Below are 14832 nucleotides of genomic sequence, written 5' to 3' on the forward strand. Positions count from 1 at the left end.
TCCCATTACTAAATGTGTTTTTTCTTCTTATTACCAACTAACAGGAAGCCTAGCATAATCAAGGACATAAGCGCCAAGGCCATATAGAAGATCGGCGACACACTATCATCTCCTGTTTTTGGAACATTATCGAGTGTACTATCTTCATTTGCTTCGCTGTTATTGATTTGATGGTTACTATCATTAAGCTGGTTGTTGCTATTAGCATTGAATTGAAGATTATTTTTAGAATTCGGCTTGTTGCTAGGTTCTTCAGCATTATTTCCTAAATTAGGCTTACTTCCTAGATTTTCTGGGTTATTCTCTGGATCTGGGTTGCCCTCCGGATTGTCTGGGTTATTCCCTGGATCTGGGTTGCCCCCTGGATTAGTTGGATTATTCTCTGGATCTGGGTTGCCCCCTGGATTAGTTGGATTATTCCCTAGATCTGGGTTGCCTCCTGGATTACCTGGGTTATTCCCTGGATTTGGGTTGCCTCCTGGATTACCTGGGTTATTTCCTGGATCTGGGTTGCCTCCTGGATTGCCTGGGTTATTCCCTGGATCTGGGTTACCTCCTGAATTTCCTGGATTATTTCCTGGATCTGGATTGCCTCCTGGGTTACCACCTGAAGTAATTGGCTTCATCGGTACATCGTGTCTTACAATATCCCATTCAACAGAAATTATTGGACTTGTATATGTTTCATAGCCTTCTTTTGTTACAACTAAATAGTAATCCGCCTCTGGGAATACCATGTATGCATAAAAGCCATTGAGATTGCTAAGTTGCTCTGGGCTTGCGTTATCATTCGGCGCAAAGCCTGGAATCGCAGGCAATACTACCTTTGTGCCCGGGACAATTCCCTTTGCAATATTTCGTGGCGTATTTGCATAATACAATGTTACTGTAGCACCTTCGATTTTTACACCAGTGTTTTCATCCCCTGTCGTTTCATCATAAACAGTGCCATATGGGTCAACTAATTCTTCCGAGATATTAAGCTCGTCAATATTTTCCAAGTTAAGCACTTTATCCTTAACAAGTATTAATTCTTCACCTGATTCAAATTCATATCTTACTTCTAGCATGTAATTAGTTGTTGTTAATCCCTCTGCTGAGAAAGTACCATTATCCTTTAAAGGAAATGCCTTTGGAGCGCCGTTTTCTGAAACATAGTTACCTGCTGTATCCTTTAAGTACACATTTAACTTGCCAGCAAATGCATTATTTAGCAATGCGGTGTTACCATTAGGCTGTTTGAAAAGTACAATCCCTACAGCAGTAATTTCTGCTGGAATTAAGTCACCTTCTGTTGTCACATCCGTGTCTTCAATAATCGCTTTTTGTGTAAATGGAATAGGTGTTGGTACGCCACCAATAGGAATTATTCGATTATAAGTAATCGTATACTTTTCATCTCGTTGAACAGGGTGGTAGTACCTTCCGTCTGAATCAGTAGTGATGGTTTCTTCTTCACCAGTTCCTTCATTCTTCACTACAATCACAGCATTAGGAATGACTTCTCCAGTTTCATTGTTGCGTAGAACACCCGTAAGCGCTGCTGGCATTGTGATAACAAGTGCATCATCTTCATTATATGGTACACCTGAAGGACTAGTAGCATCCGTCTTCGCAATCACTTCATGCTCCTTTGGTGTTATCTCCGACAATTTCGGTGGCGTGTATGAAATTGTCACTTTACCATGCTCATCAGTAATTCCTTTTCCTACTTCTTCACCATCCACGAAAAAGACAACTTCCTCGCCCTCTATTGGCGTGCCATCCTCTCCTGTTAAAGTGGCTATCAACTCAGTAGGTGTTTTACCATCTCCACGCACCTTTTGAACTTTTGGCTCTAAAGCAAGTGTACCTGGAAGATAACGGGCATTTTCAAATGGTGCCTCAGCAATTTTATTATCCTCGATTGTACCTGTGTACGCTCGGCTTACTGGTGCTGTTGTGTAGCCATCTGTCGTATAGTCCGTTGCTGTGACAGTATATTCCGTATCTTTTACAATTTCTTCAATAAGCAGAGTTTGCCCGTGTTTCAATTGGAATTTGTCCCCAGATTTAATCGTTCCTGTAGTGCCATCCGATTTCGTATAATGATAGATACCGTCTGCACCTGGACCAGTAAAGCTTACTGTGTATTCAAATTCCTTGCTCTCATCACTGCCATTGCCACTAACTGTGTTGCTAATTAGTAAGCCGCCCGGCATCTCTCTACTATTAATATAGTGCGCCTCGGCTGTCTGTCCTTCTGCTATCTTACCTGTAAAGATAAAGTCCCCTGGTGTAGTGGTATAATCCTCACTCGTATAATCTGTCTGTTGAACTGTGTAATCAAGACCCACAGGCAGATTGTGAATAGTAATTTTTTCATCATGTTTCAATACAATTTTTTGACCTGATTGGATTGTTCCTAGCGTGCCATCAGGTTTCGTATATGTGTACGACCCGTTTGCACCTTCTCCAGTGAAAGTAATTGTATATTCAAAGTCTTTATTTTGATTGCCACCGCTACCTGTTACTGTATTGTCAATCAATAACTGGCCGTGTATCGTTCGGTTGTTGACATACTTCAGCTCGGTTACTTTACTCTTTTCAATTGCGCCACTATACACCCAAGTTTCTGGGTCTGTTGTATAGCCATCATCTGCATAGCTTTGTTGTGTAACCGTATAAGAAAGACCTTCAAGTAATTTAGGGAATGTGATGGCCTCGCCATGCTTCAGAATGATAGATTCACCACTTTTTATAGTAGCTGGCACTCCATCCCTAACATATTCATAGTCCGCATTCTCGTCTTCCCCATCAAAGACAATTGTATAGCTAAAGTCTTTGCCTTGGTCTCCACCGTTACCTGTTACCGTGTTATCAATTTTTAATCCACCCGCAGCAGGAGTTGGAACGATTAATGGATCAGTTTGTGTGATTAGTTTCCCATTTACCCAAATAGGTTTACCAAATGTTTTTCCTACGATGATTTGATAAACGGTTTCATTTGAAAGGTACTGGTCATCATGGCACACTTCTTTCAACTCATAAATACCGGGTTCTTGAAGGAAAAGTAACTGAAGAAGACCAGTAGCAGCAGTTTTCCCATCATTTCCTACGCTACCTGTTGTACTAGTACCTACACCTGCAACCTTTACGCCATCGCTCTTTCTATACACCTCAAAGCATACATTGCCTAGCGGGTTTCCATCAGGGTTTATCTTTTTAATCCATAGATTAATATTTTGACTTGAAGATGCCATTACGTCTGCGGCATCTAACGTTGTTTCACTTTTTGCAACGACAGATTTTAACGTATCGTCACCTGTAAGCTTAACTTCGTTGCCCATTTTGTCTCCAACTTTTGCTATAGTCGCATCAACCTCTGTTTGATAAACAAGCTGATAAAGCTGATTAGGGTTATCAAATTTGAACGTCAGCACAGTCGTACCATTTGCACCTGGTTCAGCATCTACTTTGACCTCAGTATTTGGATCCGTTAAATCCAACGCTGACCCTTCACGTTCTAAAGTGCCTGTAGGTGTCAATTGAGCGCGGTAGACAGCTATATTGGGTGCTGTTAACAATAATTTACCAGTTTCATCATAGCGCAGATCCATACCTGCCCCTATCGTATCTTGTAAATAAACACCTTGTTCAAGATTGAGCGGTGGTGTGTAATTTACCATCCACTCTAATACACCAGGAAATGGCTTAGTTACTGACTTCGTTAAAGTTTGAATCGGTACAATAACTTTACGTTGCTCAGTAACAATCTTTTCTTCGCCACCCCATGTTATATGAAAGTCAGCTTTGTTAAATACAGCTTGTTGAGCTACACCATTGTCCAAATAGTCCTCTAAATACTGCTCCAAAGCCTTATTCGTTGGGCGTGCTTTCACTAAAATAACATAAGGGCTTTCTAATTTAGAGAAAGTGAACGTTCCTACATTTCCGCTATGCGAGAAGCTTACTACGTGCTTGGGAGTACCTGGCTCAATCACTCCTTGTGCCAGATTAGTCTGACCGTAGTTATAGCCACCTCCATTGTTAGAAAGACCTTCATACAGTTCGAAGTCCTTCCCTTCTGAAAACGGTACAAATTCCCAGCCAGCTGGTAATGTGTCTACAAGCTTTATATCGCTCATCACACGACTACCGCCATGTGTAGCAAATTCATCAGAATTATAGCCTGGCATATTAACACCTAGACGGAAAGTAACGGTTTTTGTCATTCGGTCATAAGTAGCCTTTGTATATGCCTCATTGCTATCACTTGCTAGATAGCTAGCCACATTATTTGGAATTACGTTTGTGCCCACCGGCTTTGATGCAAACAGTGAATCCTTATTTAGCATACGAATATGAAGATTTATTGACTTCTCTGCATGCGTTACGTATTCACCATTATCAAATAGCAAAGTACGATTCCATCTCGTTTTTCCGCTCTCAATACTCTGTCTAAAAAGGACATTAGGACTCGTTTCCAAAGAACGGAAAGTAAATTGTGCAGGTTGGTCTGTGTTATAGCCAGTTACTTTAATTAGGTCTGCAACTACTTCACCGTTTACCGTTAAAGGTATATGTTCTAACTCTAACCCATCATTACTTGCTAGAGAACCTTCATGATATTGCTTCCAAAGTTGTGCAGTGTTTATGCGAGAATGAATCTTTGCAATCGTCGCTGCATCTACTTCACCAGTTGCATCGACAGCTTGAGATAAAATATTGAAATCGCCACCATGGATTAATACATCATATACTGCCGCATCTGGTATAGCATATTGCGGTGTTAAGCTAACTGTCCATGTAATACCACCTAAATTGTAGTCCTCTTGCGAAATACTTCCGCCTTTAACAAAATTGTGTGCACCGATCTTAACCGTAGCCTCAGCAAGTACTGCGGCTGGTGTAGAAGTCGCCACCGAATCATTGTCCTGGATACCATTTGGTGTATCTAAAGTCCAGTTAGCTCGTGGCTTAATTGTAAAGCTAGAACCTGTTAGCACCTTTGTTTCAATAACTAACTGTCCTTTACCATCAAGATTGCCAAGAGAATAAACACTGTCATCAGGATTTACTGGTTGTAGTTCTGATGGTGTACCACCTGCCCATGTTTGCCATGTAGCTGATACGAATTCCAGTCCAGCAGGCAGTACATTCGTTATTTTTAGATCTTTTAATCCATTTTTGTTATGAAGATGGTTAACGTCAATTGTCCATGTAATTGTTTGATTACTATGTGTATATCCACCCTTCGCTGTAATCCAGTCAGGTGCCGTACGCATTGCCTGTGTTGCGCTAGCCTTTACTTCACTACCCTCTAGTAGATTTACACTTGGGCTAAAGGTTTGATAGGAACTACCAGGTTGTAAAGTTGCTCCTAGCCCTTCATACTCTTTATAATATAAGTCTTTATGGAACCATGCAGCATACTCAACCTTAGGGTCTTGACCAGTTCCATTTGGGAAGGTGTAGCTTACATTCCCATCTCCATCAATTGTTAGATCTTGATCATCTACAGGAACACCATTTACTTTAAAAGTTCCTGCTTTATAAACCATGCGATAATCCATAAGTTTCGTCTGAAAAGTCAAACCATCTACATCCGCTCTAATTGCATCATCATACAAATCAAAAGCAGAGGCAGTTGATGTAAAAGTTAAATAGCCATCTTGATAAGCCTTTACATTCGGGTGCGACCAATTAGCTGGAGTCCTTACATTATCAGCCTCTATTGTAATACTATAGGATAGATCAAGCTCAGGGTTTACTAACTGGTAAGTTGAGCCAAAAATGTTAATAGGTGTTGTTGAACCATAATCTAATCCTGATAAATCCGCATTAGCTGCTGTTTCAAAACCAAAAGTGATATTTGTAGCTACCCCACCAAAAAAGTAATCGTCGCCATCAAATACAATTCTAATGCTATCCTCAGTGAAATAGATGGTAGCAAGCTTAACTGGACTTCCTAGCCCACCTGGAGCATACACCACTTTAGTGTTTGCTGAAGTTTTTACTCTTGGAAAATAGTCTTCTCTTTTCAGCTCAACCGTGTCACCTTTTTGAATAAAAAGTTCAGGATTTGTAAGAAATAGACCTGGGTTGTCTCCTCTCACTGGTACCTTAAGTCCTAACGATTCAAGTGTAAAGCTTGTTCTTCCAAGAATATCTTCAGTTGGATTCACAACAACTAAAGGATCTCCCTGCTTCACCATTAATGGAAAAGTTCCTATTGGATTAGCTGTGATAAATACATCTGTTTTATCCGTAGGACCTACTGACATTGGCATAATAAGCTCACTTGGCATATCCAATGGCATTTCTGCTTCAGATGGATCAGCTTCATTATCTGCTGGCTTATCAGTATCTACTGTGTTTTCTTCATCACTTGCTGGTTCATTAGTAGATGCTGCGCCGCCTTCATTACTTGCTGGCTCATCCGTATTCTCTGAGCCACCTTCATTACTTGCCGGCTCATCCGTATTCTCTGAGCCACCTTCATTACTTGCCGGCTCATCCGTATTAACTGGTTCACCTTCATTGATTGATGGCTCATCGGTACTTGCTGTGCTGTCTTCATTGGCTGGTGTATTATCAGTATTAATGGATTCGTCTACTGCAGACGCCTCTGTTGTAGGGTCTATTACACTAGTTGCAGATGCAGGGACAGCGAAGGTCAGTGTTTGCAAAATAAGCATGATTACTAGCCAAATTGACAATACCGATATACTGCGTTTTTGTTTCACTATGAAAACATCCTCCTCTCTTTAATAGTTCTTACCGACTATAGGGGTCTACCTATCCCCTCCTTGAAATGTTGCGGAGTATCAGATGACTAGGCACGATCCCATATGTCAACGTTTTTGACCACAAGCCTCTGCTGTAAAAGCCCACATAGACTATTTGGCCCTGATATACTTTATCATAAGGAGTTGAACAAAAACTAAACATTACCGATATATGGAAGCGAAAACAATTAAGCATATTGCATTGCTGAAATTTTTTCAAAATCAATTACAGGAAAGGAATTGAGAACTAATATATAGCGTAGAGCAATTTTTTGAAACATGTCAAAATATCGGAGAGAAACCTTGGCGTTGGGATTTTAAAAAAAGCTATTGTCATGAACAACATTTCAGTCAACATCATTCAATTGTAAATTTTCTAAAATACAAAAATAAAGAACTTACTGAATGTGAGAAATTTAATATCACTCGACAGTAAGGAAAAAATGCGGACTGTGATAAAGAGGCATTTCCACTCTATAAAGCATTAGGCTGGCAGGAAGACAAGCACGATATTATTCGTGGCGACACAATGAATTCTTTTATGTCAAATATTCTTAGGGAGAGGTTGGATTTTCAATAAAAAAAGGGGAGCAATGATAAAAATAGATATTTATTTTAAGGGGTGAGAGACATTTTAAGCAAAATTCCAGACATGGGAGCTGGGTGCGTAACTGAACCAAATCGAATGGCTATCGGTGAATTTTTTACAGGATGGACCTCTAATCGTGGAGAAATTGCTAATCGGCTGGAACTAAGTCAGCCTTTTGTAAGTTTCAGCCCTTCTTCTCATCGACCACGTTTGCTCTCTCCATAATTTCCTGTACTATTGAATCTTTTGCATCCGCATAGTCTTGGACGTGTTTCCATTTACAGCGAGCTAAGTTACGCTTTACATTTGCATATTTATCTCGATCGGAATGGTTAATCCTTAGCCAATTGCGAAATCGCAACATTCGGTCTATCTCAGATGAGCCTTTACTAAATACGTGTAAATTAATATTTGTGTCGGGGCCTTTCAATAGTCGGTGTTGAAACCAATCTGGTTCTCGAATACGTAAAGTGTAGCCAGCTCCCTCCAAATCAGGAACATAAGCACTTTCGTCAGCAGAGTTCTTCACAACTAATAAAATATCAATAATTGGCTTAGCACATAAACCTGATACTGAAGTTGATCCAACGTGCTCCAACTGAAGTACCTTTTTACCAAGTATGGAATAAATGCCTTTAGCCTCTCGGTCAAATAACTTCGGCCATTGCGGATCATAGTCAAGGAGTGTAATTTGTGCATTATGAGGTTTTAGCTCTCCAACCATTACTTCTTGGAGTTTTCTTCATTTTTAGATTTTATATTGTTGTCTGGCAAAGTCAATTAAATCCCTCTCCATTTCAATTTTCAATAACATTTAAATATATCACAATTTTCAACATACTACAATAATCTGATCAGTTTAGTACCTATCATTAAATGAGTATCATAGCATATACTTGTTCCAGTGTACTGCCCGTTAGTTTCCACAAAATCTATATTAAATACCATACAATAATTCGAATACCTCGATACAGTATTTTAACTTTCTCACAAAGTATTGCACATATTTTATTGAGACTATTATACTATTATTGATTGACACATCATTTCACCAGATAGCCCGATTAAACACTAATTGTTTTGTTTTATTAAAAAAGTAATTCCATTATATATTCCATAGTCCCAATACAAAAAAACCCTACCAAAATTTTTCTTGGTAGAGTTTTTGGTAGGGAACTATATTATTTTTAATACATTTTCTTCATTTTTGAGTAGGACAAATGCCATTAAATAGGCATTCCTCCTTCAAATCAAGTTAGCACCTTATTCCCACTCTATCGTTGCAGGTGGCTTAGAAGTAATATCATACAGCACGCGATTCACGTGTTTTACTTCGTTGACTAGGCGCACAGAGATTTTCTCTAGTACATCCCAAGGGATACGCGCCCAGTCGGAAGTCATACCGTCGATAGATGTTACGGCACGGATACCGATTGCGTAGTCATACGTACGTGCATCGCCCATCACACCCACTGAACGGATGTCTGGTAACACCGTGAAGTATTGCCAAATATCGCGATCAAGACCTGCTTTGGCGATTTCTTCACGTAGGATATAGTCAGATTCACGTACGATTTCAAGCTTTTCTTCTGTTACTTCACCAAGTACACGGATACCTAAGCCAGGGCCTGGGAATGGCTGACGCCAAACGATTTTCTCATCAAGGCCAAGCTCTAAACCTAATGCACGAACTTCATCTTTGAATAATGTTTTTAGTGGCTCAATTAATTGGAATTGCATATCTTCTGGCAGACCACCAACATTATGATGGGATTTGATTGTTTGTGCCGTTGCTGTACCCGATTCAATAATATCTGTGTACAGGGTACCTTGTGCTAGGAAATCCATGCCCTCAAGCTTAGCCGCTTCTTCATCAAATACATAAATAAATTCATTTCCAATAATTTTACGTTTCTTCTCTGGATCAGATACACCTGCAAGTTTGTCCATAAAACGCTTACGTGCATCAATTTTAATCAAATTCATGTCGAAGTCTTCTGTGAATGTTTTCATGACCTGCTCCACTTCGCCTTTACGGTTTAAGTTGTGGTCTACAAACATACACGTTAACTGATCACCGATTGCTTTATGGATTAAAACCGCTACAACGGAGGAGTCCACACCACCAGAAAGCGCACATAATACTTTTTTATCGCCTACTGTTTCACGAATTTTTGCGATTTCTAGCTCAATAAAGTTTGCCATCGACCAGTCGCCTTTTGCTTCACAAATATCGAACACAAACTGACGTAATAAGTCATTACCATATACAGAATGACGTACCTCTGGATGGAATTGTACAGCATATAGTTTGCGTTCTATGTTTGCCATTGCAGCGATTGGACAGGCTCCACTTGTGGCGATGACCTCAAATCCAGCTGGTACTTCCGTTACATGATCGCCATGACTCATCCATACAACTTGCTCACTTGGTAGCTCACCAAATAGCTTATTCGATGCTGTTACTTGAATTTCTGCCTTACCGTATTCACGTGTTTCAGCACCTTCTACTTTACCGCCATTTGTATGTGCCATTAATTGCATACCATAGCAAATCCCTAAAATTGGTAAACCTAATTCAAAGATGGCTGGATCAATATGAAAAGCATTTTCATCATAGACAGAGTTTGGACCACCTGAAAAAATAATACCCACTGCGTTCATTTCTTTAATTTCTTCTGCAGTGATTGTATGTGGGTGCAATTCACTGAAAACACCAAATTCACGGATACGACGCGTAATTAATTGGTTAAATTGGCTACCAAAGTCCAGTACAACGATTTTTTCTTGCTCTTTTAATAAAGGGCTAGCTGACAAAATTTCCACCTCTTCTACTATTTTTAAAGGATATGTTCATGTGTTCAAAGAAAAACGCGAAGAAAGTACACCACTCTCTACGCGCTTATAAGTTCTTAAATAATTATCAAGGGGGAACGGTGTCACAAAGGCATATCTTGCTCTTTGCAACGAGAATGGTGGTATTTTAGTATAGAAATTTAGGCAATCTTTCTCAACAGCCTCTTTTCATCTAAATAAAACATCCACCCTCATAGAGAAATCATTTATGGTGATTTCGTAGAAACATCCGAACCCTATTATCGAACTTATATGAAAGCAATCCTTGCATTTTATTTTTTTCATTTTACTCTTTGTCTCGCTTAAAATCAACTGATTGTGCGATTGATTAAATATTCCCAACTTTCTTTCAGCTCTACAAAATCAATTTCTTGCACCTCATTGCCATAAACATGCTGCTCATATACAGCTGTAAGCTTTTGCATTTCGTCTGTTTCTAACGCTGCATCTACTCTTTCTGCAAATGCACGTAAAGTTTCACCGTCTCTTTTGCGTAGACCAATGCGAGCTAGCTGTTTCAATAAAACATGGTAAGAGGAATCAAAGCTAGACCAATCCGCGGCCTTTTTACGGTATGCACGCACATGCATTTTTGGAATCCATTTTTTACGCTGGAAGAACAAAGTAATCGCTATAATCATTAGTAAAATCAACAGCCCAACCCATACATACGTGAGTTTTTTCAGCCAAGTCCAGATAGCATCTAAGCTCAATGTTGAACGATTCTGTGCTTCCTGAGCCTCTTGTTGCTGTGGCTGCTCTGGTTTTTGTTCAGGCTCTATTACCTCATCCTGCTCAGGTGTATCTAATGGTAGGTCATAATCGATATTCACATTTCCTGTAAATCCAATTGTAGGTTCAAACTCCATCCAGCCTGCTCCAGGTATATAGGCTTCTACCCATGAATGTGCGTTATCATTGGTCACTTGATATTCACGCATACCATCTGACATTGGTCCTGGCTGCCCAGGTGCAAAGCCTTTTACCCAGCGTGCTGGTATACCTACCGAGCGTAACAGCACAACCATCGAAGTTGAAAAATTATCACAATAGCCTACCTTTGTGTCAAATAAAAATTGATCAACATAATCCTGATTTTCAGCAGGAATGGCTGCCTCTGTTTTATCATATCTAAAACCATTTGTTTTAAAATAATTTTCTACAGCCTTAATTTGATCGTATACAGTAGATTTGTCTTGTATAATAGCCATTGCCAAATCTCTTACCCGTATTGGCAATTCATCTGGCAATTGTAAAAACCGATCAAAGGATGCATCCAATGTTTCAAGTGTAGAAGTATACGACATTTGAAGCTGCTCCATACTATAGAGAGGCTCACTATAAGATAATGAATAATTCGCTAGTGATAATGATTCGCCATTGTATTGCTTAATCAGCACTTTTTCGGTTTGCTCATTCTGAACAAATAAAGCAGAATCTTGGGCTGAAACACTGATGAAACCATATGTTTGAATTAAAAATGGTAACGGTACATCCATTTCAAGCTGTGCCTGACGTTCATCCTCAGGCGATCCCACTTGTAAAGACGTTCTAATTGGCATACCTGACTCATACGGTACTTCATTCATGCCTTCCTCTGACACAATCCAACCCTTTGTTGTATACGTATCTTTTGTTTCAACACGCCAGTAATGTCGATCACGAGAAGTAGCAGTGAAAACTAATGTATCGTCTCCTTGGAATGGTCCCCCAAGCTGACTATCATCCTCGCCATAACCAACCGTTTTTTGACCTATTCCATTGCCAACTTGTCCTGTAACCCCTTTTATAAATGGCACTGGATCTGCCCAAGTCGGTCCTGTCTTTGGTAAATAGAATGCTACCGTGCTCACAAGCAGGACAGAGACAAGCATTGGAATAATAACCTTCCATTTTTCTACAATATTACTTGTTGCATCCGCTTGAAGCCATAATCGTTTAACAAACAGCACACCTGTCATTATTAAACCTAACACAACAACCTTTACAATAGCCGCTTTACCATCGTAATCACTAAATGTATCTAATGTGGCAATAAAGAATACCGTCATTCCGAAAAAGTAAAATATATTTTTTTTCACTGAAACCCAATGGTGAATTAAATAAATTAACATCCAAATTAGAATAAGGAACAACACGGTTCTAAAAGCATCTGATACTTGTCCAAAATCACCCGATAAAATGGCTGTCATATTCCATTTCCATTCTGATAATAAGAATGGTAACGTCTCGCTTGATAATACTGGATGATCATTATAAATATAAGCAATAAACCAAGTAATATAACCAAACTTCACTAATCCTGATAATAATGGATGTACTTGGAATAAACTCAGCACTAGAGCTAAGCCAATAAAGACTAGGAAGAATTGAAAACCTCCAGTATTCGTTAATTGCATGATTGGCACAAGCCATTCATGTAAAATAAAAAAGATAATGATATAAGCAACGGCTAATTCTAAAAATTCCACTACGGATTGCTTCACGGCTTCATCACCTCCGTGAATAGTTGATAAAAGTCTGTTGGGTCTACATAAATGATCTGCATATGTTTATAACGTGTCGTAAGCTTCGATTGTACAGGAGGCTCTTTTGTCACTATAAAGCAAATACAGCTTTTTACTATATTTGCAAGAGTATGTAGTAACTCATCTGATACATCACTTGTTACATACAACAATGTTGCAACTTGCTTGAAGGCTTGTTGATCATAAAAACGAAATTTCACATGCTCTGTAGGTTTTATAGCCGCTAAATGATGCATAGCCTGATCCAACTGTTTATCTCCCTGAATAGCAGGAAATACTTTTGTGATTTCTCCTGCTGCAATAAAGGATATATCCCCTCGTTCTCGCACAATCATTTGTAGCATGGATGCAGCTAGCTCAATTTTTTCTTCAAATAATGGTGAATTTTTAGCATCAAGCACAAGCATTAACTCTGATGATTGTCGATCCTCAAATTCTTTAGATTGTAGAGTTTGCGTTTTCGCAAATGATTTCCAATGTATCCATGAGAAACGATCCCCTGGTACATACTCACGTAAACCAACAGCCATTGATGTATCCTTTACAATCGAATAAGGAGATAGCATAGGACCAACATCGTATTTTGTTTGAAGGGCAGTATATTTCATCTCTCGTATTCTTGGGTAAACTAAAATCGTTTGCTCCTTTTCTGCGATGATTAGCTTTTTAGCCCAGCCAAAAAAGTCATAGAAAAGAATGGTCACCCCTAAATAACGATGCTCTCCACGCGGCATATTGTCCAATTCATAATGCCAGCTAAACCTTTTGCGAAAGCCAACAAATTTTACAGCATTTACACTCTGTTTTTTAGCTTGAACGAGTCCCTCACTATCTACTTGTTCCTCTATCACCATATAAGCAAAAGGAAAGCGTGTGTTTCTTTCTATGGTAATGAAGACTTTTGCCGATTGTCCTCGCTCTACATGTCCAGGCACGATTTTGCGCTCTACCAGTAAGATATTTTCTTTTACAATAAAGAATAGTAATGCATATACTAAAAAAGGACTCACTGTAAAAAATACAAACCAGCTAACAAATCCACCCTGAAACATGGCATAACAAAATGTTAGGACCATTAATAGCAGGACTAGTAGGAAATGCTTGGTTTTGTCAAAGAAAGCCTTTCCTCGCTTCATTGTTCTGCAAACCTTTTTGTTGGCACTGGTGTTTGGGCAATAATACGCTCGAGAATTTCGTCCGCTGTTACATTATCATAGCGTGCATCTGGTTTTAAAACTAAGCGATGGCTAAAGACAAATGGTACGAGATATTGAACATCATCTGGCGTTACATAGCTACGCCCTTTCATAAAGGCATAGGCTTGAGAAGCTTTCATAAGTGCAATAGTTGCTCGTGGACTTACGCCTAAATCGACATAATTATGTTCCCTTGTTTGACTTGCCAGCTCCACCATATAGCTTTTAACTGAGTCTTCTACATAGACACCTTGTACAAGCTCCTGTATTTCAATTAATTGCGCGACAGATAACACAGACTTAATTTGCTCAATCGGCTTACCATTTTCAGCTCTGCGCAAAATCTCTACTTCCTGTCCCCTCGATGGATAACCCATCTTAATTTTTAATAAAAATCGATCAAGCTGAGCTTCTGGTAATGGATATGTGCCTTCATGCTCAATCGGATTTTGCGTAGCCATTACAAAAAATGGCTGATTAATCGCAAGGGTATTTCCATCAATCGTAACAGAGGTCTCCTCCATAGCCTCAAGTAATGCAGACTGTGTTTTGGGAGAGGTACGATTAATTTCATCCGCTAACACAACATCACCCATAATCGGTCCTGGACGAAATTCAAATTCCATTGTTTTCGGGTTATAAATCGAAATACCCACAACATCAGATGGCAATAAATCGGGTGTAAATTGAATACGTTTAAATTGGGCATCAAAAGACTTTGCAAGAGAGCGTACCATCATTGTCTTTCCTACACCAGGGACATCCTCTAGTAATACATGTCCTCTAGCCAATAAGGCCACAATACTGAGCTCAGCCACCTCTCTTTTCCCAATAATTACTTTTTCTATATTTTCTAAAACATATTTTATTTGAGAATTCATCAGTCAAAAGCC

6 protein-coding genes and 1 riboswitch are annotated in these 14832 nt (G+C 39.3%); all 6 genes read right to left on the reverse strand.

Annotated elements, in window-relative coordinates; all coding sequences use genetic code 11:
• Positions 1 to 8: 8 nt before the first annotated feature.
• Positions 9 to 6728, reverse strand: coding sequence for a hypothetical protein (locus MHB44_RS20110; protein ID WP_341300588.1), 6720 nt, complete (start codon positions 6726 to 6728; stop codon positions 9 to 11).
• An 815-nt stretch (positions 6729 to 7543) separates the two neighbouring features.
• Positions 7544 to 8083 carry a GrpB family protein gene (locus MHB44_RS20115; protein ID WP_341300589.1) on the reverse strand — a complete coding sequence of 180 codons (540 nt, stop codon included), beginning with the start codon at positions 8081 to 8083 and terminating at the stop codon, positions 7544 to 7546.
• A gap of 539 nt (positions 8084 to 8622) precedes the next feature.
• Positions 8623 to 10176: a glutamine-hydrolyzing GMP synthase gene (gene guaA, locus MHB44_RS20120; RefSeq protein WP_341300590.1), complete on the reverse strand. Its 1554-nt coding sequence runs from the start codon at positions 10174 to 10176 to the stop codon at positions 8623 to 8625.
• A gap of 213 nt (positions 10177 to 10389) precedes the next feature.
• A riboswitch (purine riboswitch) is annotated at positions 10390 to 10491 on the reverse strand.
• A gap of 32 nt (positions 10492 to 10523) precedes the next feature.
• On the reverse strand, positions 10524 to 12701 hold the full coding sequence (locus MHB44_RS20125) for a transglutaminaseTgpA domain-containing protein (protein WP_341300591.1): 2178 nt from the start codon (positions 12699 to 12701) through the stop codon (positions 10524 to 10526).
• On the reverse strand, positions 12698 to 13879 hold the full coding sequence (locus MHB44_RS20130) for a DUF58 domain-containing protein (RefSeq protein WP_341300592.1): 1182 nt from the start codon (positions 13877 to 13879) through the stop codon (positions 12698 to 12700). Before MHB44_RS20130 ends, MHB44_RS20125 begins: the two co-directional genes overlap by 4 nt.
• Positions 13876 to 14820, reverse strand: a complete 945-nt coding sequence (locus MHB44_RS20135) for a MoxR family ATPase (protein ID WP_341300593.1) — start codon at positions 14818 to 14820, stop codon at positions 13876 to 13878. Before MHB44_RS20135 ends, MHB44_RS20130 begins: the two co-directional genes overlap by 4 nt.
• Positions 14821 to 14832: the final 12 nt, after the last annotated feature.

It is taken from the genome of Lysinibacillus sp. FSL H8-0500 (assembly GCF_038051955.1).
Classification (GTDB): Bacteria; Bacillota; Bacilli; order Bacillales_A; family Planococcaceae; genus Lysinibacillus; species Lysinibacillus macroides.

Coding starts and splice junctions, on each gene's coding strand:
- MHB44_RS20115 (WP_341300589.1), bottom strand. CDS start 8,083: ATGGTTGGAGAGCTAAAACCTCATAATGCACAAATTACACTCCTTGAC.
- MHB44_RS20130 (WP_341300592.1), bottom strand. CDS start 13,879: ATGAAGCGAGGAAAGGCTTTCTTTGACAAAACCAAGCATTTCCTACTA.
- MHB44_RS20135 (WP_341300593.1), bottom strand. CDS start 14,820: ATGAATTCTCAAATAAAATATGTTTTAGAAAATATAGAAAAAGTAATT.